Consider the following 20,850-nt stretch of genomic DNA (forward strand, 5'->3'; position numbering starts at 1 on the left):
CCGCCAGAAGTACAGGTCCAGGGCTCAAGCAAAATCCAGACAAACCAAGGCGATACAGAAGCCGCATAACCCCGTAGGGGCTTCATCGCAATGTATCCAGCCGTAGCAAAAAATATGATCAGGGTCAGAATCTGGGTGAAAGCATAGCGACATGCCACCAATTACAGACAAGATGATCACCGGACTCTCACTCTCTTCGGACCGAAGAAGGCGAAGAACAAGATCAACCGGGCCAAGGATTCTACTCCAATCATAGCGGCCCCCTCAAAACGCGAATGCTCATGTCACACCAACGAATCCTTGCAATCTACACCGGCGGCACGATCGGCATGCAGAAAACCGAGCGGGGTTATGCTCCGGTGGCAGGTTACCTTGCCAAGCGCCTGGCTGAGATCAGCCAAAGTACCGCAGACTTTCCTGAATATGTGCTGAAGGAATACTCGCCACTGATAGATTCCTCCAATCTAACCCCCTCCCACTGGAATCAGATTGCTAAGGATATTAACCAGCACTACGCCGAGTTCGATGGCTTCGTCGTGATTCATGGTACAGATACCCTGGCCTATACCGCGTCAGCCCTGAGTTTCATGCTGGAAAACCTGAGTAAGCCTGTCGTACTCACCGGGGCGATGGTTCCTCTGGCAGAACTTACTAACGATGCCGAGCAAAATCTGCGCGATGCCTTCTCCTGGGTATGCATGGCTGATATTCACGAAGTCGTGATTGCGTTTAATAGAGCCCTGTTTCGGGGAAATCGTTCACGCAAATTATGGGGAAATGACTTTGGAGCCTTTGGCAGCCCCAACTACCCGATTCTGGGCAAGGCTGGTCAGCAGAATGCATTGCATCACGCCCTGCTGCTCCCCAAGCCACAAACTCCATTCACTCCCCGGCTGATTGATGCAGATCTGGGCATAGCCGGGGTCAAGCTCTACCCTGGCTACACCAGCCAACTGCTACAAGCTGCCTTGTCCATACCGCTACGTGGCTTAGTTTTGGAAACATATGGTGCGGGCAATGCCCCAGATGCGGATGAGGCGTTGATCCGGGCGCTTGGCCAAAGCGCGGGTCGAGGTACCATCATCATCAACTGCACCCAATGCGTATCCGGCCGCGTCGCCATGGATACCTATGCGGTTGCCGACAAGCTGGCGTCGGCTGGCCTGATATCGGGCCACGACATGACGCCCGAGGCTGCAATCACCAAACTCTACTATTTGCTGTCACAGCCATCCGGGCCATTCGAACTGGCAGACCTTATCTCCACCAGCCTGCGAGGAGAGTTGAGCCCCTGCTGACAGGAATCCACAACAAACCAACTGCACCAGCAAGTCCCCTGCCGCACTGCAAAGCTGTGTCTATAATCGAACAGCCATGCAAAACAGCTCACACTCTCCCTACCGCTTTCATGCACTGCTGGCACGCCTGACCGAAGAAGCCGGGCGCCACAGTGCCAAGCATGCTGAGTTTACGTTGCATAGCCACTTCCAGCCGATCTTCAGCTTGGCGCACCGACGGGTTGTCGGGCACGAAGGTCTACTTCGGGCCACAGCGGAAAGCGGCAAAGCCGTCAGCCCCTACACGGTTTTTGCCAGCGCACGTAGCGAATCAGAAATTGTTTTGCTTGATCGACTGGCCCGACTGTTGCACGTATCCAATTTCATCAACCATCCCGTCGAGCATCAGTGGTTGTTCCTCAATGCTGAGCCGAATGCCTTTATCCACGCTGGCAAATATGGGCCGTTTTTTGCTGAGCTATTCGATCACTACCAACTACCGCCGCACCAGATTGTTATTGAAGTGCTGGAGACAGCCATCGATGACAACCGCTTGCTGGGCCACGCAGTCGAGTATTTCCGTGAGTTGGGATGTCTGATCGCGATTGATGATTTTGGCGCAGGCCATTCCAACATTGATCGCATCTGGCGACTCAAGCCAGACATCGTCAAGCTTGATCGAACCCTGATCACCGAAGCCAGTGATAACCGGGAAGCACGGCACATTCTGCCCGGTCTGGTCGGTCTGCTGCATGAAGCTGGCGCGTTGGTTCTGGCAGAAGGTGTTGAAACGGAAGCCGAGGCCATGCTGGCCATGGAGTCGGACTGTGATCTGGTGCAGGGTTATCTCTTTGCGCTGCCCAGCCCATCATTTGTGGAGGCACAGGACAGCGATGAGACCTTCAATTCCTTGTGGAATCACTTTGACGAGCGAGTCAAGCACGAGATTGAGCACAATCAGACTATCCTGATCCCATACACCCAGGCATTCAACGACGTCGCCCAGCAAATACGCGAAGGTCGCGAATTTCTGGATGCAACCCAAAGCTTTCTTGAGCTTGGGCTAGCGTTACGCTGCTTTCTGCTGGATGCGGAGGGCAGGCAGATCGGTCGTCATACCACGCAGTTTGCCCAAGCCAGCCGAAGCGAACGCTACCTGCCATTGCTGGATACAGAGGGTGCCGTCTGGTCCCGTCGTCAATACTTTCGCCAAGCGATGAAGCGCTTTGGAGAAATTCAGGTTTCCCGGCCGTATTTATCCCTGGTCAATGCCGATTATTGCGTCACCTTATCGTTGGGAATGCAGATTAATCAGGCACCTTGTGTGCTGTGTGCCGACCTGCTCTGGCTGTCAGAAAACGAAGATACCGATCTGTAGCCACTCCGGGTATCCGCCAACAGACTGGCCGGCGCGCGGACGGACTGGTATACTGCGGCCTCGCTGTCAGGTTTTGCAGGGCAGCGAACTCAATGGCGGGTCTCCCCGCATTGCAAGGTCGTGAACCTGGTCAGGTCCGGAAGGAAGCAGCCACAGCGATTTATTGCAAGTGCCGGGGGTCGGGCTCGCCACCTCCCCCTCCTCACCGCCCGTCATCTTGATAGCAAGTAAGCGAAAAGCATACTAGCCTTAGATCAGCACTAGAGCTTTTGCTCGTCATGTAGCAAAATTACGGGATTTTTGCGTAGTTTCCACAAGCCATGAAAACCTATGACCGGATCGTGCAGGAAAGCCTCAAGCTTTTTAATGAGCATGGAGAGCGCTCCATCACGACCAATCATATCGCTGCCCATCTAGGGATCAGCCCAGGCAATCTGTACTATCACTTCCGCAACAAGGAAGAGATCATCTATCAGATTTTCTGCCAATACAAAACCTACATCCAGCAGCATCTGCAATTGCCGGAAGACCGGCCGCTGCTGATGGATGACATGATTCATTACCTCGATACCGCCTTCGTTGCCATGTGGCAGTATCGGTTCATGTTTTACGACCTGCCCGGCATCCTGTCCCGCAACACTCGCATGCAGGAGGAATACACCGTATTCCTGCGCCAGGATCTGGCAAACATCCTGAGCCGCCTGTTTACCGAGTTTTCGCATGTCGGGATCATTCGGGTCGCCCCAGAAGACATCGAACCGCTATCCGTGAATACCTGGCTGATCGTCAAATTCTGGTTCGCCTTCCATCAGACGGCCAATCCAACCGTCCCAATCACTGAAGACACCGGCCGGCGCGGCGTATTGCAGGTTTTGTCGCTGCTCAAACCTTATGTGCAACCAAGCTTCATGCCCTTGTATGAAGAGCTGGAAGCAGCCTTTGGCCGAACCATCACCAGCGCCTGATCGTGCGCCTTGCCCGGCCTCATGGCAGTGAAAAGACAACGCCCCATCTCTGGGGCGTTGACGTATGGATACTTGAACTTAGGCTTTGTCAGGGTAGATACGCCTCAAGCGGCCAACCAATCCACAGGCCGACCGATCAACTGCCCAGCCAATCGAGAGGCGTTACGTGCAACCAGGCCATAAATCGACAACTGCGGGTTGGCGCCAATGCTGGTCGGAAAGGCGGAACCATCAAACACGTAGAGATTATCGACCTGATGATGACGACCGTTGACATCGACGACGCCTTGCCTGGGGTCTGCACTCATGCCGCATCCCCCCATGACGTGAGCGCTGACGATCTTGGCTCGCAAGATCTCAAGCGGTAGTTCACTGATGCCCCGCTTAGCCTCAGCCCAGCTTGAATAACCTTCCACGCCGATATCCTCATGGATAGGCACAACCCGTGTCGCCCCGGCAGCAAACTGCAGCTCGGCCATCGTCAGATAGGATCGGCGCAACCCCTCCCAGACAAAATCCGTAATCGGGTAATCCAGTACCGGCGTCCCATCACGTTTGAGTTCCACGTTGCCACCCGGACTATCAGGATGAAAGCCATCCCGCAGCAAGGAAAGCACAACCTGCAGCTGAGCAAAGCGTGACATGACCGAGCGATGCTTGGCACCAAAGCCCGTCATGGTGATGGCAGTCAACACAGGATGTAGCGGCGGAACTTCCAGCTTGTAGCCAATGGGCCCATCAATTGGCTGGCTTTCGAGAAAGTGGTCGGAATAAATACTTTGCGGGGCACCGTTCCAGCCTTCTACCTTGAACGGCATGAACGCGCCAGAAATATTGACCGGGTGCAGGAAAGTGCGCTTGCCCACACGCTGGTAGGGATTGAGCCCCTCGTCCGAACGCAGCAGTAATCCCGGTGTGTTGATCGACCCACCTGCCAGCACAAAGGCTTTTGCCAGCACACGGATCTTACGACCCGATGGATAAATACCTCGACCATCCATGGCACTGGCTTCAATGGCCTGGGCCTTGCCCCCCTGCATCACTATCCGCTCGGCGCGGGCACGCGTGACCAGCACGGCGCCTTTGTCCAGCGCTGAGGGAATGGTGGAGACCAACATCGACTGCTTGGCATTGACCGGACAACCCATGCCGCAATAGCCAAGGTTCATGCAGCCATTCACATTGCGCCGGATATGCGACCAGGAGATCCCGAGTCTGTCCGCGCCCAGTTTGAGTACCGTGTTATTGACGTTGGGTTCGACATTCCAGTCGATCACATTCAGGCGCTTTTCCGCCTTCTCGAACCAAGGCTGCATCGACTCAACCGTCAGTGCCTTCAAACCAAACTGCGACTGCCAGTATTTGAGCGTACTAGGCGGCGTCCGAAAGCTCGATGTCCAGTTGACCACGGTTGAACCGCCCACCGCACGCCCCTGCAGGATGGTGATGCCCTTATCCTTGGTCTGCCGCCCTGCCGACTCTTGATACAGATTTGGATACGCGTTGGCCTCGGTCAGGCGGAAATCCCGGGAGGCGAAATGCAGCGCCCCCTCCTCCAGCAGCACGACCTTGAGCCCCGCCTTGGCGAGAATCTCGGCACTGACTCCGCCGCCAGCACCTGTTCCAACAATGACCACATCCGCCGTCAATTCCAGATCGGTGTTGAGCTGCGAAGCGTCCTGCACTTTCCAGCGACCGGAGGCCAGACCTTCGGCAATTACATCCTTAGCCATGTTTAAAAAAATCCTTTACGAACGCGGGTGGACCGTCATAACCGATCCCTACCCAGGCATGCGGATTGCCGTACCAGGCTGCAAAGACCACCTGATGCAACGCCTGATAACCGCTGCGCAGCAGCACTAGGCTGCTATAGCGCCAGCGGGAGAGGAAGTTGCCGATATCATCATCGCTTGCCTCGCCCCAAGGTTTGGTGATGCCAACAACCCAGCGACGAGTAAAGCGATTGGTCAGTAGCATCAACAGCTGTTTGACTTCATCCTGAACCACGCCCGGCAAGCCACTGATTGCGATATCTGCGCCATGCACAAACTCCTGCAAGGCTATATCGCGGGCTGCCGGTGCCTCAGGCAAGGCGCCCGCCAGCATCACCCGGCCGATCGCCGCCATGGCCGAGCGGCTGGCCGCATCAAGCACTTTGAAACGAGCCGGGTCTACCACGGCGTAGACGGGGTCTGCCTCAAGTGGGCCATAGCCAAAGCGGGCAACCCCTAGCAAAGCCCCACCCAGCACCCCTGTTTTGATTAACTGTCTGCGCGTCAGCACGATAGCTCCTTAGCGCAACATGAACTTGATCATGGTTTCAATCGTCTTGCCGTAGGGTGGGCGTAGCAAAGACAGGCCATTGACTCTGGACTGGGCAAACACCCCCTTCTTCTTGGAAAACGTGTCGAAACCCTCCTTGCCGTGGTAGGCCCCCATGCCGGAAGGCCCGACACCGCCGAATGGCAGATCATCCTGCGCGACATGCACCACCGTTTCATTCAAGGCAACGCCACCAGAAATCGTGTGGCTCAGCACATATGAAATACGTTCACGGTCGTAGTCGAACAAATACAGCGCCAGCGGCCGAGGATGAGCGTTGACATATGCAATCGCCTCATCGAAGTTGCGGTAGGTCATCACCGGCAGTAGCGGGCCAAAAATCTCATCCTGCATGATTTTCATGGCGTCGCTGACACCCGTGACAATCGTCGGGGCCATCTTGCCGGTATGGCTGCAATCGCCTTCAACCAACGGGATGATGGTGGCACCTTGCGCCTTGGCATCAGTCAGATACCCCTCCAGCCGATGTCGATGCCGCTCGTTGATCACTGCACTGTAATCAGGATTCGCAGGCAGATTGGGATACCAGCCATTGACGGCAACTTTGGCAGCCTCGACAAACTCAGCCAGCCTCGCCTCTGGCACAAAGACATAGTCCGGCGCCACACAGGTCTGGCCAGCATTCAGGCACTTGCCGTGCAGAATCCGCTCTGCCGCCGTTTTGACGGAAAACTCAGGTCCGACCAGGGTTGGGGACTTCCCGCCCAGCTCCAGCGTCACCGGAGTCAGATGTTCACTGGCCGCACGCATGACATGCTTGCCGACCGATGTTGAACCCGTAAACAGGATGTGATCGAACGGTTGAGACGAAAACACCTGTGCGACTTCGACGCCACCATTGAAAGCCACCACCTGATCTTCGTGGAAGCATTCGCTCAACACCCTTGCCAGCAATTCTCCGGTGCGTGGTGTGAACTCGGACATCTTGAGCATGACCCGGTTGCCCGCTGCCAAGGCGCTGGTCAGCGGCCCGATGGCTAAATACAACGGGTAATTCCAGGGGACAATGATGCCTACCACCCCCAGCGGCTGGGCAATCAGCGTGTTACTGGCTGGCATGAACCACTTTGATACCGGCCGACGCTCTGACTTCATCCACTTCTTCAGGCTTTTCTCCGCGTGGCGAATGCCTTCGATACAGGGAAACAATTCCAGCACCCTTGTCTCGTGGGCCGACCGATGACCGAAATCCGCGCTGATGGCCGCACAGAACTCATCGGCATGGCGCAGCAGCGCTTCGCGCAAAGACACCAAAGCCTGCCGCCGCTCCTCGCGACCTGGATAAGGTGCAGCAGCCCAGGCTGCGCGTTGCCTGGAAAAAACCGCCTGCAGGCGCGCTACCTGCGCCTCGGCCTGGTGCGGTTGAAATCCGGGTTCCATGGTGTTTGCCCTCAAATCAAAATAGAGTAACGACTCTAAACAAACAAGATTGTACCAGCAAGCGTCTGCAGGCCGCTAATTGGTGGTCAGGCAACCAAGCAAGCGTCCGATCAGACAGGGTTTGCGGCGTTGTATTGCTACAACAGCGCACGGCAAATCACTCGGCCATCCCTACTTCTCCGTGTACGCACGCGTCAACAGAGCCTAGACATTCTGGTTTGCTGTTGCCGGCCACAGCAGTGTAATCTAGGCCATCAATCGGTCATTTCACGCCAATCATGCAATCTTCAGTCACGCCGGACCACTCAGAGCGGCAGGTTCGCATCCCTGCCAGCTACACCCGCCTGATGGCCCGCGAGCTGAAACTCGACAAGGACGGCATGGTTCGGCTGTTGGCAGGCAGTGGCGTCAGGCCGGATGACTTGCAACATGCCGACGCCACCCTGACGCTAGCGCAGCATGAGGTCACCGTCCGCAATGCCAAGGCGCTCAGCGGTGATGCCGGTTTGGGGCTGATCGTCGGCAGTGCACTGAGTCTATCCAGCCACGGTGCGGCCGGTTATGCCGCCACTACCAGCGCCGATCTGGGCGAGGCCCTGCGCACCGTCACTCGCTATTTGCCCTTGCGCGCCCCCTATCTCAGCGCACAGTTCGAAGTGACGGAAGATCTGGCCATCTGGCGGGTCGAACCTGCGATCGAACTGGGCGACAATCTGTTGTTTCTGCTGGAAGTGGTCTTTCTGGCCTTGCAGTCACTGCTGGAATTCACGGCTGGGGGATTACCCCCAGGCTGCAAAGTCACATTGGGGTTACCAGCCCCACGCTATGCCGAGCGCTATCGGCAGGTCTTCAGGATGCCGATTCAGTTTGGTGCCAGTCAGCATAGTCTGATTTTGCCAGCCGCCTGCCTGAACATTCCCTGTGCCAGTGCCGACGCCCCGTCTCATCGCGGTCTGCGCTTGCAATGCGAGCAGGCGCTGCAAGCCCTCAATCAACCCGGTGGTGGGCTGGCACAACAAGTGCGGGCTTATCTGGCCGAACGGCTGCAGGACTCGCCTTGTATTGATCAGGCCGCCCGGCACTTTCACCTTTCCAGCCGCACGCTGGTGCGCCGCCTGGCCGCAGATGCCACAACGTTTCAAACCTTGCTCGACGAAGTCCGGCGCGGCCAGGCCAGCGAGTTGCTGGCGGTCCGGCTGCCGATCGACAGCATCGCCGAACTGCTTGGTTATCGAGACCCCTCCAACTTTGGCCGGGCATTTCGCCGTTGGTTCGGCATGTCACCCAGCGCCTACCGTAATCAGCATCACCAGAATGGATAAGTCCCCATGTTGATCGACTTTTTTTATGAACTCCGCGACGCTGGTTTGCCCGTCGGTACGCAGGAGCTGCTCACTCTGCTCGAAGCGCTGGATCAGCGCGTAGTCAGCGGTAGCCTTGATGACTTTTATCATCTGGCGCGGCTGGTACTGATCAAGGACGAGAAACACTACGATCGCTTCGATCAAGTGTTTGGCCACTACTTCAAGGGGCTGGAGTCGCTGGACGAGGTGCTGCAGGCCGATATCCCCGCCGACTGGTTGCAAGCCTTGTTTGAGCGCCATATGAGCGATGAGGACAAGGCCAAGATACAGGCCATGGGCTGGGAACAGCTGATGCAGACACTGAAAGAGCGGCTGGCCGAACAGAAGGAGCGGCATGAAGGCGGCAATAAATGGATCGGCACCGGCGGCACCAGCCCGTTCGGTGCCTATGGCTACAACCCCGCCGGCATCCGCATTGGCCAGAAGGAATCACGGCATCGGCGGGCGGTAAAGGTGTGGGATCAGCGCGAATTCCGTAATTTCGATGACAGCGTTGAACTAGGTACCCGCAATATCAAAGTTGCCTTACGGCGCCTGCGCCAATTTGCACGGGATGGCGCCGAGGAGATTCTGGATCTGGACGCCACCATCCACGCTACCGCCGCCAATGCCGGCCATCTTGATCTCAAATTGGTACCCGAGCGCCACAATACGGTGAAGGTGCTGCTGTTTCTGGATGTCGGCGGCTCAATGGATGATCACATCAAGGTTTGCGAAGAGCTGTTTTCTGCCGCCAAGACCGAGTTCAAGCACCTTGAGTATTTTTACTTTCACAACTTCGTGTATGAGTCGGTCTGGCGTGACAACGCCCGACGGCATGGCGAGCGCTTTCCAACCTGGGATGTCATCCACACCTTCGGCAGCGACTACAAACTGATCTTTGTGGGAGATGCCACCATGAGTCCTTATGAGATTCTGTATCGGGGAGGGAGCGTCGAGCACAACAATGATGAACCAGGCAAAGTATGGCTGGAGCGGCTGCTAGACCAATTCAGCCACGCCGTGTGGCTTAACCCGGTACGACAGGAGATCTGGGATTACACCGAATCCGTGATCATGACTCGGCAAATGCTTGGCGAGCGCATGTTTCCGCTAACCGTCGAGGGCATTGAACAAGCCATGCGCAGTCTCACGCGTGGCCGCTAAACCCTGGAACCGGCAAGCAGGGCTTGCCATTTTCAGTAATAAGAATTATTCTCAAAAACGAAGCCAAGCCAACCCATTGGCTTCGAATTTGCTCCAGTCCAGATAGCGGGCTCGCAACCCGGACCTGTAGCCAGCCCGGCGGGAAGACGGAGCCCGCCCAGCCAGCCAGGGTCAAACTCGTATCGGCTCAGACCGTCACCAGCCGGAATACCTCTCGTCTGCCAAACAGGCGATCTGCGCACAATTCGAAACGATAGCCCGGTGGTGCGGCCGTCGCCGCCACCAGATCGGTCACCAGAATTTCCCCGGCCTTGGCGGTGTCTTCACCCAATTTGCTGGCGGCGTTGACCTCAGCGCCATAGACATCTTCATCACCAATCACCAACATGGGCCCAAAGCCCAGTCCCAGACATAACCTGACGCGGTTTTCCTCCAGCTGGTTCTGGTTGTAGGCATCTGCGGCCAATCCCATTGCAATCGCACAATGCAGCATGCTGTCGGTATCAGGAAAAATTACCAGCATGCTATCGCCATCGCGCTTCAGGCACTTGCCCTGATGCTGGGAAAACAATGCCTCGAACAGGCGTTCTGATTCGCAGATCACCTGCAGGAACTGGATGATGCCAAACTCCTCGACTTGTCTGGAAAAACCAGCAAGATCGGTAAACATCACCGCCCGTGTCTGGCCAAAACGCTGCCAGATTTCGGCGTCTATTGCGGCGAGGTCAGCGCCGGGCTGGGTACGCCGGCAGATTAATTCAGACAGGTGATACCGGGCAGTCGGAGCAGATGTGGGGCTATTGCCAGCGGGCGAGGATACGGGCGAGTGTGCCATCTTCTGTAATTCGCTTCAGTCCAACGGCAAAGCGCTCAGCTTTGCCGACAGCGTCCTTGGGAAACCCGACATAACGAGGCACCACAGCCAAGGGCTGGGACAAAATGCGCAGATCCTGCTCAGCGCCACGCTTACGGGCAAGATAAAGAAACTGGGCTTTATCGCCCACGATCAAATCTACTCTGCCTGCCAGTAACTTTGCCAGCAATTGCTCGGGGTTGGTCGCTCCATTGTCCTTTTTCAACGGCGCACGATCGAACGCATCGGTATAGGCATAGCCAAACACCGTACCGATCACATGCGGCGTCAGGTCTTCCAGCTTTCGGTATTCAATGGGGTGATCCGCCCGACTGGCAAATACGGTAATACCGGGGCGAATCGGACCGATCAGCCGGTACTGCGCCTGCCGCTCGGGCGTGCCAACAAACTGATAGGCCAGATCAATCTGTTTGGCATCCAGCATTTTCTTGACCCGCTCCCAAGGGTAGAGCCGGATCTCGAACGGCTGATTGATCGCCCGTAGCGCAGCGGCAACGATCTCGGTATCCATTCCGGCCGGGTTGCCCAGTTCATCGATAAAGCTGTAGGGCGGATAACTGATATCTCCGGCAACCGTCCAACCTGCCTCCACAGCAGCCGTGGCACGAAAGCCGGTGAGATAGCCCCCGAGCAGACCGAGCAGCAGACGACGGCGAACGGGTTCCATTGGCGCAACCTCCAAAAAGAAACCGGCAACGAGTGCCGGTTTCAGTATAGGTTGCTTCAGTCGAGATACTTCAGGACGGCTGGAAATCTACCGCCTGAGGTCAGCGGGCCGAGTGGCCACTCAACTTCACTTCCACCTTCTCGTGCTCTTCAAGGCTGGCGTAATACTCCCGCAGAATCTGCAGTACCTCGGGCCGGCTGAACTGCGGAGGCACCTCACCCCCTTCCGACAGCAGCTTGCGCAGCTTGGTGCCAGACAACAACAGGCGGTACTTCTCGTCGTGCGGGCAAGTCCGGGCTGAGGCCATGCCATCGCACTCACTGCAATAGAAGGTCCAGTCAATTTTCAACGGTTTGATTTCGAGCGCATTGGCAGGGATTTCATCAAAGATATGCTGCGCATCAAACGGCCCGTAATAGCTCCCCACACCGGCATGATCACGCCCCACGATCAGGTGTGAGCACCCGTAGTTTTGCCGGAACAGCGCATGCAACAACGCCTCGCGTGGGCCGGCATACCGCATGTCGAGCGGGTAGCCCGCCTGGATCACGGTGTTCTTGACGAAATATTTTTCAATCAGCGTCGAAATCGCCTTCGACCGGACCGGGGCCGGAATGTCGCCTGCCTTCAACTTGCCCAGCAGCGAATGCACCAGCACGCCATCGGTCGTCTCAATGGCAATCTTGGCCAGATACTCGTGCGAACGGTGCATCGGGTTACGGGTCTGGAAAGCCGCAATCGTCTTCCAGCCCCGTTGTACAAACTGTTCACGGGTTTGCGCTGGCGTCAGGAACTGATCGCCGTATTCTTCAGGGAAGCCCCCCGTAGTCAGCACCTTCACAGGGCCGGCAAGGTTCACCTCGCCCTGCTCCATGACCATCTTGACGCCCGGATGCTCCGGGTCGGTCGTACGGAACACCTGCTGACACTCGTGGGCCTTGTCGATCTGGTACTTTTCGGTGAGCTTGAGTGTGGCGACGATCTCATCGTTTTCCGGATCGTACAGCGCAACATCCTGGCCTACGGACAGGCCATCGGCCAGTTCGCGACGGGTAGACAAAGTAATCGGAATCGGCCAGAACAACCCATTGGCCAGGCGATACCCATCGCAGACACCCGCCCAATCGGCGTGGGTCATGAATCCATCCAGCGGAGTAAAACCGCCAATGCCCAGCATGATCAGGTCGCCCTTTTCACGCGAGCTGACCGGGATGCGGGGCAACCCCTGGGCGCGCTCGCGTTCCGCCACCAGGGCAGCGCCTTCTAGCAACAGGGGTTTCAGATCACCACCGCCGTGGGGAGACACGAGTTTACTCATGGCAGACAAAGCCTCGTCAAACAGTAAAGCGCCGACTATAACATTGGCTAAAGAACCATTTACTGGCCGTTTCTGCTATTCAAATAGCGTGCCGGAATATTGAAAGCGTCTGTCGATTCAAACAGTGTGAAACTGTCACAACCTGCACGACAGTCAGACAAAAAGGTAGCATTGATGGCATCGAGTGAAACGGGAGCGTCGCCAATGCTCCGCCAGATATCTGAAAACGAAGCACAAAACCTGCTGAAAAGCCTGACGATACCAGCAAGACCGCAGATTCTGGCCGACCTCGCCGCCGAGCAGGCCAGACCTGCAGCAGACCTGCGCAAGGTTGCCGAACTGATCAGTCAGGACGTATCCCTGGCGGCCGCAGTGTTGAAAATTGCCAACTCATCGGCGTTTGCCCGAGGGCAGGTCAGCACGATTCCCGAGGCGGCCACCTATCTGGGGCTGACGAATCTGGGCAATGTCGTAGCCAGCGTTTCACTTCGTAAAGCCTTGCCCAAACCACACAACTTCGATATCGGGCAATTCTGGACTCACACCCTTGGCATCGCCGCCCTCGCAGCATTGGCGGCCAGTCAGTTCCGCCTGTGCAGCGCCGATCAGGCCCATCTGTTCGGTTTGCTCAGGGATAGCGGCATGCCGGTGCTGGCCCAGCGTTTTAGCCACTATGGCAAAACGCTCCAGCAAGGCGCAGAGCAGCCGGACAACCTGCCTGCTCTGGAAGAGGCCATACATCGCGTGGGTCACGATGTGGTGGGTTACCTGCTCGCTCGTAGCTGGAATCTGCCGGTGACACTGCAACAGGCAATTCTGCATCATCATGCTTTCAGCCTGTTGCAGACGGAGGACGCAAGTCTGGAACCTCAGGCACTGACCCTGATCGCGCTGGCACGACTGGCCGAGCACCTGGTCATCACCCGCAGCAAACTCAGCCGCGACCCCGGCTGGTCTGCCGTGGGCGGGATTGTCGTGGGCTATCTGGGCCTGCACTCGGATGACATCGAGCACCTGGCGGAAGAAGCCAGTCAGCTTGAGTCGGTTATGGAATAAACACCACGGGGCCAGACCCTGCGAACGGGTCCTGTTGAAGCAATCCCCATGCGTCGCCTGCGCCATCTGTTCTGCCATCGGCAAAACGGATCCGGCGGTCATGGCCCGCCGAGGCGCGGTCACAAGACGATCGGCCACCTCGCGACGGACGCACCAATACAATTTCTGGAGACAGTAGCAACCATGCGCAACATCGCACTACGGCTGACCACAGCGGTCATCGCCGCAAGCTTCCTGCTTACGACGCCAGCGCAGGCCGCTGGCAAGGTTTATCTGGGCCGCGTGGGCGCCCTGAGCAGCAAGATCAAAGAGAAAGTGGAAAGCAGCAATGCCACGCTGACGAAGTTCTTCGAGGAGATCAATCGCAAAGGAGGCATCCATGGCAATCAGATCGAACTGGTTTTTGGTGATGACGGATTCGACTCGAATCGCCACGTTGAAGAGACCAAGCGCATCATCGCCAAGCACCAACCGATAGCTTTTATCGGTTCTTCCGGCTCGGGCGGACCGCAGGAACTGATCAAGCAAGGCATTCTGGCCGAAGCCAGAATACCGCTGATTGCACCGATCACCGGGGCAATTCCCTTGCGCAACGACCCCTATATCTTCCCGATCCGTGCCAGCTGGGTTGATGAGCTGCAAAAGCTGTCCCAACAGGTGCAGGCATTGGGCCATCAACGGGTTGCGGTGTTGTATCAGAACGATAGTGACGGCAAGTTCGGCGTGTTTGCTGCACGGCAGGAATTCAAGAAGCTGAACATGGACCTCGTGGCCACGGCCGCCTACGATCGCAACACCATGGACGTCGCACCTGCGGTCAAAACCCTGCTCGAAGCCCAGCCTACCGCCATCCTGCTCGCCGGGGTACAGGAAGCTTTGGCCGAATTTCTCAAGCAATACCGGCTGGCCGGGGGAACGGCCCAGATGTACACCATCTCGGTCGTCGATGCCCAGGAGCTGATCCAGGTTGCAGGCATCAACGCGGCCCGAGGCACCGGTATCAGTCAGGTATTGCCGTTCATTTTTGCTGACTCCACGCCGATTTCGAAGGAGTACCGGGCCTTTGCCAAGCGCAACAAGCTGAACATCGGCTACACCGAGTTCGAGTTTTATATTGCAGGCAAACTGGTGGCCGAAGCCCTGCGCAAAGCAGGGAGCGAGCCCACCGGGGAAAAGCTCATCAAGGCTCTCGAATCCCTCGATAACTTCAACGTTGGTGGATACCGCCTCTCCTTCGCCCCAGACCGCCACGCCGGCTCGAAGTTTGTCGAAGTCACGGTCATCGGCCAAAGCGGGCAGCTGGTGCGCTAGTTGTAACCTTCACCGCCAGGCTTGCGCGCAATCAAGCCTGGCTGGCCACTCTGCCCTACAATTGCGCCTATGCAAACCGATACCTCCTCTCCAAACAGCCAGTGTTTTCACTGTGGCCTGCCCGTACCGGCAGATGCCCAGACGCCACCGACCTACCCCATCCAGTACCGACAGCAAACCCGGGCAGCCTGTTGTGCGGGTTGTCAGGCCGTTGCCAGCACCATCATCGAATCGGGGCTGGATCAGTACTACGCCCAGCGAGACACCCTGCCCTCGCGGAGCGACCCTCTGCCCGCCGAGCTGACCAATACGCTGAAGCTCTACGATCAGCGCGAAGTACAAGCCAGCTTTGTGCGCGATGAAGGCAATGCCCGCGAAGCCGCGCTGATTCTCGAAGGCATCACCTGTGCCGCGTGCGTCTGGCTCAATGAGCGACACCTGACCAGCCTGCCGGGCGTATTGGAAGTCGGCATCAACTACAGCACCCATCGCGCCCGCATCCGCTGGGATGAAAACCAGATCAAGCTGTCCGACATCCTGGCGGCTGTGGCCAGTATTGGCTACCGCGCCCACCCCTACGACCCCGGCCGCCACGAGCAGCTGGCCCAGCAAGAGCGCCGTAGCGCGCTCAACCGCTTGTGGATAGCCGGCCTGTCGATGATGCAGGTCATGATGTACGCCGTCCCGGTCTATCTGGCCGGTGCCGGGACCATCGAAGCCGACATGGAGCGCCTGATGCGCTGGGCCAGCCTGATTCTGACCCTGCCAGTCGTCGTCTACTCATGCTGGCCGTTCTACCTCGGCGTCTGGCGCGACGCCAAAGCACGCCGGGTTGGTATGGATGCTCCCGTCACCCTGGGCGTGCTCGCCGCCTTCATCGCCAGCGTGCATGCAACGGTGGTCGGGCGGGGCGAGGTGTACTTCGACTCCGTGTCGATGTTTGTCTTTCTGTTACTGGGGGGGCGCTATCTGGAAATGGTTGCCCGTCGCAAAGCCGGCGCTGCAGCCGAGGCGCTGATCAAACTCATACCGGCCTTTGCCCACCGTCTGCTGGGCTTTCCCGCCAATCGCGAGCCGGATACCGTCACCGTTGCCTCGCTCAAGGCCGGCGACATCCTGCTGGTCAAACCGGGCGAGACATTTCCGGCAGATGGCGAAGTGCTGGAGGGCCGAAGCTCGGCCAATGAATCGCTACTAACCGGCGAAAGCCGGCCGATTGCCAAGACAGAAGGCGCCAGCGTGATTGGCGGCGCCATCAATCTCGACTCGCCCCTGATCATTCGTGCCACACAGGTAGGCCAGGACACCCAGCTCTCTGCCATCGTGCGCCTGCTCGACCGTGCGATGGGCGACAAACCCAGGCTGGCACAGCTGGCAGACCGGGTCGCAGCCCATTTTGTGCTGGTATTGCTGATCATTGCAGCGATTGGCTACGGGTATTGGCACGGTGTCGCACCCGAGCACGCCCTGCCGATTACCGTCGCGGTGCTGGTCATCTCCTGCCCTTGCGCCCTCTCCCTGGCAACGCCAGCGGCACTGACAGCGGCAACAGGGTGGCTGGCCGGAGAAGGCTTACTGGTAACACGAGGCCATGCGCTCGAATCGCTGGCGCATGTCACCGATGCGGTCTTCGATAAAACCGGAACCCTCACCCACGGTGAACCCCGTGTGCTGGCGACCTTGCCGCTGGCCATGCCGGAAGGCCCCGCCCGTGAACTCGCCGCAGCCCTGGAAGCCGCCTCTGAGCACCCGCTGGCCAAGGCTATTCGCCACGGCATAGAAGTCCCCGCCCTGGCAATTTCCGATGTTGCCAACCACCCCGGCGCCGGCATCGAAGCGTGCCTGGATGGTCAGCGATTGCGCATTGGCCACCCGCGCTTTGTGGCAGACGGTTGCGCCGAAGCGCCGCCGCCTGCCTTGTCAGGCTGGCAGACCGCCCACACCATCGTTGCACTGGCCAATGAAAGTCAGTGGCTGGCTGCGTTCGCACTCGGCGACGGCATTCGCCCCGAGGCGGCCGATGCCCTGCAACGCCTGCGCACCATTCACCCCGGCATCACCCTGCATCTGGTCAGTGGCGATGCCAGCGGCCCGGTCTTAGCCGTTGCAGGCGAGCTGGGCATCCCCCATCAACGGGCAGAGCAGACCCCGGCCGGCAAACTCGAGTATGTACAGAATCTGCAGGCGCACGGGCGTCGCGTCTTGATGGTTGGGGATGGCATCAACGATGCGCCGGTGCTGGCCGCCGCCGATGTTTCGATTGCCGTCGCCGGAGGGGCCGACCTCGCACAAACCACGGGTGATCTGGTTCTGATAGGGCATCTGGGTGCAATCGCCGATGGCGTCACACTCGGCCGCCGCACCCGCACTATCATCGCCCAGAATCTATGGTGGTCACTCGGTTACAACCTGGTCGCCATCCCCTTTGCCCTCAGCGGTCTCGTCACCCCCTGGCTTGCCAGCCTCGGCATGGCGGGCAGCTCACTACTGGTAGTTGTCAACGCATTACGGCTGGCCAAACCCGGCTATTCCACCACCAAGCCCAGGTCGGGCTAGGTTCTGTTGACGCAAGGTGTACAGTCGCGCCGGATCGAGTTTTGGGGCGAGGCAGGGTAAACGCGGTTTAGCGAGCGAAATAAGCGATCCCTAACGACGCTCTGCGCCTTGTTCCAGGCCGCTTTCCGGCGCAACGCGATCTACAAACCTTAGTCAACAGAACCTAATCACCCCATTCCATTCACAACCGTCACTCTGTCTCGTTTCCCCATCTTCAGCTCAAGCCAATAGCCTCCCATATGCCCCAGCCCGGGCCAGACGGGATTGGGTGCTACCAGCAATTTGCCGGAAATACGAACGACCGAACCGTCATCCTGCCAGGGTAGCAGCCGGCCTTTATAGGTCGAAATCCAGACTGCTGGCGCAAAAAGAACTGCAGGGTCCGGTGCAAAGTCATCCAGAGCCCATAGCTCCTGCTGTTCAATGCCGACGCGCAAGCGTCCGACCACCACAATATGCTGGCCATTTAGCGGTCTGGCCTGACTGAATAGCTGACTGACGGTTAGAGGGTTCATTCCGGCACCTCAAGTTCGTTGCCTTCAATCATCCCGATAATTCTTGCGGCCGCACAGAGCAGGCCATTTGTCCTGCCGCCCCGCAATGCGGACTACCCCATCCAGCACCCCGGCCTAGTACTTTAGGCCAGTTATTTATTCAGTCCATTCGTATCACTATTTCATCTGAAGCGGCCCGGTGCTGCGACGCCTTTACAACAGTTTGCACTTGCCAAGGCAGGGGTGGATGGCTTGTTTTTTTTGTATTTATTTAGCATTGACCGAAATCAAGCTTTTGAATTTTGTTGCTGCCCTCGCAACCAGACCTGCGTTTCCTCAAACCTGCCGGATCGATAATTTAAAAAACATTCAAATTTCTTCTTAACAGTTTTATCTGTAATGGAGCCTGGCAATGAAATCGAATCGACGCATCTGGCAAGGGCTGGCGCTGGTATTTGCGCTGTCCTTTGCCGCCCTGCTCTGGATGGGGCGGGAAATCTGGCTGGCGGCACCGCCGATACCGCAGCAGGTGCAAACAGCAAGTGGCAAACCGCTGTTCAGTGGTGAGCAGATTGATATGGGCCAGCGGGTATGGCTGGCATCTGGCGGACAGCAGCTGGGCACCGTCTGGGGGCATGGCAGCTATGTCGCCCCGGACTGGAGCGCAGACTGGCTGCATCGTGAAGCCGTCGCCCTGCGCGAATTGCTGGCGCAAACCGTGGCAGGCAAGCCATTCGCGCAACTCGATGCCGATCAGCAGGCCGTGGTGTCGAAGCGACTGGTCAGCGAAATGCGGTACAACGGGTTCAATGCCGATCGCAACGTGATTGTGGTCTCAGACCTGCGGGCCCAAGCCATCGCCAGTGTCGCCAGCCACTATCTGGCGCTCTATGGCGCCGACCCGTCGCTGAATGGGCTGCGCGAGCAATACGCGATGAATGCGAATCTGCTGCCGAATGAAGCCGACCGCCAAGCCCTGACCGCGTTTTTCTTCTGGTCGGCTTGGTCTACCGCAGCCGATCGCCCAGGTGAAGCACTGCATTCCTACACCAACAACTGGCCGCACGAGCCGCTGGTGAACAACACGCCAACCACCGCCAATGGCTTGTGGTCGGTTGCCAGCATCATCCTCTTGCTGGCGGGCATTGCCGCCATGGTGTGGTTCCACGCTGCGCGCGGCGATCACGATGAGTCGCCACGTACCCCGGACAAAGACCCGCTGTTCTCGCTCAAACCCACCCCGTCGATGCTGGCGACCCGCAAGTATTTTGTGGTGGTGATCGGCCTGTTTCTGGTTCAGATCGGCATGGGGGCCGTCACGGCGCACTTTGCTGTCGAAGGATCGGGCTTTTTTGGGATTCCGCTGGCGGAAGTACTGCCTTTCGTCGTCAGCCGTACCATTCATACCCAGTTTGGCGTGCTGTGGATTGCCACGGCCTGGCTGGCAACTGGTCTGTTCATTGCACCGCTGCTCGCAGGCTACGAACCCAAATATCAAAAACTGGGGGTCGATGTACTGTTCTGGGCACTGATCTTCATTGTGGTCGGCTCTACCGCCACCGGCTGGCTGGGTACCTTGCAACGGCGCGGCGTGGAGTTCGCGTTCTGGGTGGGTAACCAGGGGCTGGAATTCACCAGCATGGGCCGGGTCTGGCAGCTTCTGCTGTTCGTCGGCTTGCTGTTCTGGCTGCTCTTGATGGGCCGTGCGCTGATCCCCGCCATCCGTAAGGCGCAAGAAGGCCGTGGCCTGATTGCGATGGTCTTCCTATCAGCCAGCTGTATTGGTCTGTTCTACGCCTCATCGCTGGCATGGGGTCAGCACAGCCATTATTCGATGATCGAATACTGGCGCTGGTGGCTGGTGCACCTGTGGGTGGAAGGCTTCTTCGAAGTCTTTGCCACCGCCGTGATTGCGCTGATCTTCGCCCGCCTCGGCTTAATCAAGATGGAGAGTGCCAACCGCGCCATCGTGCTCGAAACCATTGTGTTTCTGGGCGGTGGCATTCTGGGTACCTTGCATCACCTGTACTTCACCGGTGCCTCGACGGGCGTGATTGCGGTCGGTGCCGTGTTCTCGGCCTTTGAAGTGGTCCCGCTGAGCCTGATCGGTCTGGAAGGCTGGCAAACCTACCGCCGCAGCAAAGCCGCGCCGTGGGTAGCCGCCTGGCGCTGGCCCATCCTGTGTTTTGTCTCGGTGGGCGTCTGGAACACGGTCGGCGCTGGTCTGCTTGGCTTCGCCATCAATCCACCCATTTCGCTCTACTACGTGCAGGGTCTGAACATGACGGCCGCACATGGTCACGCCGCCTTGTTCGGGGTCTATGGCATGCTGGGCATCGGCCTGATGCTGTTCTGTCTGCGCAGCCTGTCGGCCCGCGCTGCCTGGTCGGATCGCTTGGTGGGGGCAGCCTTCTGGCTGCTCAATATCGGGCTGGCAATGATGGTGTTCATGTCGGTACTGCCATCGGGCATCTATCAGGCGTGGGCCAGTGTCAGCGAGGGGCTCTGGTATGCCCGTTCGCCGGAAATCATCCATTCGGGGCTGATGCACGCCTTCGTCTGGGCCCGCGTACCGGGTGATGTGGTGTTTGCGCTGGGTGCCCTGTGCCTCGCCTGGTTTGCGATTCGCCTGCTGTTGGTACCACGTCCGATTGAGCCGGCGGTATCGCCCCTACCCAACCGGGCCTGACGTTAGCTGGTCCGCGCAAGGGCGTACTGGCG

16 protein-coding genes and 1 other RNA gene are annotated in these 20,850 nt (G+C 58.1%); 10 read left to right on the forward strand and 7 right to left on the reverse strand.

Going from position 1 to position 20,850, the window contains the following annotated elements:
- Positions 1-281 precede the first annotated feature (281 nt).
- The 4 genes from ansA (at position 282) to PZA18_RS08955 (ending at position 3,620) form a co-directional block, all read left to right on the forward strand.
- Positions 282-1,298, forward strand: coding sequence for an asparaginase (ansA, locus tag PZA18_RS08940; protein WP_284100483.1), 1,017 nt, complete (start codon positions 282-284; stop codon positions 1,296-1,298).
- A gap of 76 nt (positions 1,299-1,374) precedes the next feature.
- Positions 1,375-2,655, forward strand: a complete 1,281-nt coding sequence (locus PZA18_RS08945) for a sensor domain-containing phosphodiesterase (RefSeq protein WP_284100484.1) — start codon at positions 1,375-1,377, stop codon at positions 2,653-2,655.
- Between the two features lie 94 nt (positions 2,656-2,749).
- Positions 2,750-2,848: signal recognition particle sRNA small type (ffs, locus tag PZA18_RS08950), an RNA gene on the forward strand.
- Positions 2,849-2,975: 127 nt separating this feature from the next.
- Entirely contained in the window at positions 2,976-3,620 is a 645-nt protein-coding gene (locus PZA18_RS08955; RefSeq protein WP_284100485.1) for a TetR/AcrR family transcriptional regulator, read from the forward strand.
- A gap of 104 nt (positions 3,621-3,724) precedes the next feature.
- Here the strand turns inward: PZA18_RS08955 and PZA18_RS08960 are convergent, their stop codons facing one another.
- From PZA18_RS08960 to PZA18_RS08970, 3 genes are read right to left on the reverse strand one after another with little or no spacing between them, the layout of a single operon-like run.
- Positions 3,725-5,353: a GMC family oxidoreductase gene (locus PZA18_RS08960; RefSeq protein ID WP_284100486.1), complete on the reverse strand. Its 1,629-nt coding sequence runs from the start codon at positions 5,351-5,353 to the stop codon at positions 3,725-3,727.
- On the reverse strand, positions 5,346-5,903 hold the full coding sequence (locus PZA18_RS08965) for a hypothetical protein (protein WP_284100487.1): 558 nt from the start codon (positions 5,901-5,903) through the stop codon (positions 5,346-5,348). Before PZA18_RS08965 ends, PZA18_RS08960 begins: the two co-directional genes overlap by 8 nt.
- A 9-nt stretch (positions 5,904-5,912) precedes the next feature.
- A complete protein-coding gene (locus tag PZA18_RS08970) occupies positions 5,913-7,343 on the reverse strand; it encodes a coniferyl aldehyde dehydrogenase (RefSeq protein WP_284100488.1) in 1,431 nt (476 codons plus the stop codon).
- Between the two features lie 278 nt (positions 7,344-7,621).
- Here PZA18_RS08970 and PZA18_RS08975 point away from each other — a divergent pair, with 278 nt between their 5' ends.
- Together PZA18_RS08975 and PZA18_RS08980 are read left to right on the forward strand one after the other, a co-directional pair.
- Positions 7,622-8,665 carry an AraC family transcriptional regulator gene (locus PZA18_RS08975; protein ID WP_284100489.1) on the forward strand — a complete coding sequence of 348 codons (1,044 nt, stop codon included), beginning with the start codon at positions 7,622-7,624 and terminating at the stop codon, positions 8,663-8,665.
- Between the two features lie 6 nt (positions 8,666-8,671).
- The gene (locus PZA18_RS08980; RefSeq protein ID WP_284100490.1) at positions 8,672-9,853 is read left to right on the forward strand and encodes a vWA domain-containing protein; all 1,182 of its coding nucleotides are present in this window, start codon (positions 8,672-8,674) and stop codon (positions 9,851-9,853) included.
- Between the two features lie 187 nt (positions 9,854-10,040).
- Here PZA18_RS08980 and PZA18_RS08985 read toward each other — a convergent pair whose 3' ends face one another.
- The 3 genes from PZA18_RS08985 to sat form a co-directional block, all read right to left on the reverse strand.
- Positions 10,041-10,688: an adenylate/guanylate cyclase domain-containing protein gene (locus PZA18_RS08985; RefSeq protein ID WP_284100491.1), complete on the reverse strand. Its 648-nt coding sequence runs from the start codon at positions 10,686-10,688 to the stop codon at positions 10,041-10,043.
- Positions 10,651-11,394, reverse strand: a complete 744-nt coding sequence (locus PZA18_RS08990) for a substrate-binding periplasmic protein (protein ID WP_284100492.1) — start codon at positions 11,392-11,394, stop codon at positions 10,651-10,653. The genes PZA18_RS08985 and PZA18_RS08990 overlap by 38 nt, the downstream gene beginning before the upstream one ends.
- 100 nt (positions 11,395-11,494) lie before the next feature.
- Positions 11,495-12,712 (reverse strand): sulfate adenylyltransferase, encoded by a 1,218-nt coding sequence (sat, locus tag PZA18_RS08995; protein ID WP_284100493.1) that lies wholly within the window; start codon positions 12,710-12,712, stop codon positions 11,495-11,497.
- Positions 12,713-12,916: 204 nt separating this feature from the next.
- On the opposite strand from sat, the gene PZA18_RS09000 reads away from it, so the two are divergent.
- From PZA18_RS09000 to PZA18_RS09010, 3 genes are all read left to right on the forward strand, one after another.
- A complete protein-coding gene (locus tag PZA18_RS09000) occupies positions 12,917-13,768 on the forward strand; it encodes an HDOD domain-containing protein (RefSeq protein WP_284100494.1) in 852 nt (283 codons plus the stop codon).
- Between the two features lie 183 nt (positions 13,769-13,951).
- Positions 13,952-15,079 carry an ABC transporter substrate-binding protein gene (locus tag PZA18_RS09005; protein WP_284100495.1) on the forward strand — a complete coding sequence of 376 codons (1,128 nt, stop codon included), beginning with the start codon at positions 13,952-13,954 and terminating at the stop codon, positions 15,077-15,079.
- Positions 15,080-15,148: 69 nt separating this feature from the next.
- Positions 15,149-17,635: a heavy metal translocating P-type ATPase gene (locus tag PZA18_RS09010; RefSeq protein ID WP_284100496.1), complete on the forward strand. Its 2,487-nt coding sequence runs from the start codon at positions 15,149-15,151 to the stop codon at positions 17,633-17,635.
- 167 nt (positions 17,636-17,802) lie between these two features.
- Here PZA18_RS09010 and PZA18_RS09015 read toward each other — a convergent pair whose 3' ends face one another.
- Positions 17,803-18,150, reverse strand: a complete 348-nt coding sequence (locus PZA18_RS09015) for a hypothetical protein (RefSeq protein ID WP_284100497.1) — start codon at positions 18,148-18,150, stop codon at positions 17,803-17,805.
- 391 nt (positions 18,151-18,541) lie between these two features.
- Here PZA18_RS09015 and PZA18_RS09020 point away from each other — a divergent pair, with 391 nt between their 5' ends.
- Positions 18,542-20,818 (forward strand): nitric-oxide reductase large subunit, encoded by a 2,277-nt coding sequence (locus PZA18_RS09020; protein WP_284100498.1) that lies wholly within the window; start codon positions 18,542-18,544, stop codon positions 20,816-20,818.
- Positions 20,819-20,850: the final 32 nt, after the last annotated feature.

Source organism: Parachitinimonas caeni, assembly GCF_030129945.1.
In the GTDB taxonomy this organism is placed as follows: Bacteria; Pseudomonadota; Gammaproteobacteria; order Burkholderiales; family Chitinimonadaceae; genus Parachitinimonas; species Parachitinimonas caeni.